The organism is Aurantiacibacter xanthus (assembly GCF_003584015.1).
GTDB lineage: Bacteria > Pseudomonadota > Alphaproteobacteria > Sphingomonadales > Sphingomonadaceae > Alteraurantiacibacter > Alteraurantiacibacter xanthus.
The window spans coordinates 1-1,141 of the sequence record NZ_QXFM01000011.1; the positions used below are offsets into that span (position 1 = coordinate 1).

General features: G+C 67.4%; 1 protein-coding gene. It reads right to left on the bottom strand.

The window, feature by feature from the left end; translation table 11 throughout:
• Positions 1-1,141, bottom strand: a 1,141-nt coding sequence (locus tag D2V17_RS02035; protein ID WP_147367172.1) for a UvrD-helicase domain-containing protein, incomplete at both ends; no start/stop codon positions are given.

Sequence of the window (1,141 nt, forward strand, 5' to 3'; positions counted from 1 at the left end):
AGCACCATGAAGTCGCCGGGCGTGGCATTGCGGTGGCCGCCCTTGCTGAGCGCAAAGCCGCCGTTCCACATGCGCAGGATCGACTGGGCGATCTTGTCGGCCATGCGCCGCTCGGGCTCGGACACGCGCAGTTCGGGGCCGTCTTCCTCGTCGCTGTCGTCGACCTTGCCCGGCACCGGGGCCCACAAGGTGACAAGGCCGGGGCGCTGGTCGCCCACGTGCGGCGCGGGGCGTTCGTCGAGACCAAAGGCGCGGTGGCCGATGGCATCGATCGCCTCATCGACGAAAGTGAGCACCGGTTGCGCGGTGCGGTAGGAGCGCCCTAAGTCGAGATCCTGCAACTCGCGCCAGTGCAGCTTTTCGCGCAGTTGCCCCGCATTGGCGGCGCGCTGGCGCAGCCGTTCGGCATAGTCGTCGCGCTTGGAGAGGAAATTGTCGGGGCTGGTGCCCTGAAAGCCGAAGATCGCCTGTTTATAATCGCCCACCACGAAGATCGTGCGCTGACGCTCGCCCGCCGCGCCGATCCCGGCGAAGAAGTCGTCGGTCAGCGCGTCGATGATTGCCCACTGGCTGGCATTGGTATCCTGCGCCTCGTCGACGAGGATATGGTCGAACTGCCGGTCCAGCTTGTAGCGGATCCACGCGCTCTGCCCCGGATCGGCGAGCAAGGCGGCGGCGCGGCGGATCAGGTCGTCGAAATCGACCAGCCCCTCGCGCAGCTTGGCCTCGTCCCACGCCAGCGCATATTTGCGGCCAAGTTCGAGCGCCGGGGTGAGGACTTCGACGAGCTGTAGCAAGGCCGCCTGCTGGCGCACCTTTTCGAGCCATGCCAGCGCATCGGCGGCCACCATCTCGACCGCGGGGTCGGCCTTCACGAGGTTGTTCTGGTACTTGAGCAGACCTTTGTCGTTGTACAATTCGCCCATCAGCGCGCCGCTGGCGGCGAAGCGCTCCTCGGGCGAGCCGAGCAGCCATTCGCCAATCAGCGCGGAGAATTTCTGCCCGCTCGCCGCGCCCCAGCCGTCGTAGGCCCACATGATCTGGCGCAGCAGGTCGACCCCGGCCTTGCCGTCGGCGCAGGCTCCGGCGAAGTCGGCGACACTGGCCTCGGCGGGCAGGCCGAGCAGTTGCGCGACCCTTC